This window comes from uncultured Psychroserpens sp. (assembly GCF_947494225.1).
Classification (GTDB): Bacteria; Bacteroidota; Bacteroidia; order Flavobacteriales; family Flavobacteriaceae; genus Psychroserpens.
This window is the reverse complement of the sequence record NZ_CANLUG010000034.1, coordinates 1-278: the sequence shown is the minus strand read 5'-3', so window position 1 is coordinate 278 and position 278 is coordinate 1. Positions and strand designations below refer to the sequence as shown.

Genomic DNA, 278 nt, shown 5'->3' with positions numbered 1-278 from the left:
GATGTGACTGGATCACAACCAGCAGAACCTGCAACGGAATGTTATGAGACTGCAACATTTAATAATACGACTTGTTCGTGGGATGTGACTGGATCACAGCCAGCAGAACCTGCAACGGAATGTTATGAAACGGCAACCTTTAATAACACGACGTGCTCATGGGATGTCACTGGTAGTCAGCCTGCAGAACCTGCAACAGAATGTTATGAGACTGCAACGTTTAATAATACGACTTGTTCGTGGGATGTGACTGGATCACAACCAGCAGAACCTGCAAC

1 protein-coding gene is annotated in these 278 nt (G+C 46.0%); it reads left to right on the top strand.

Annotated elements, in window-relative coordinates:
- Nucleotides 1–278 (top strand): hypothetical protein (locus Q0893_RS19535; RefSeq protein WP_299278977.1); only part of this gene is annotated, 278 nt, incomplete at both ends.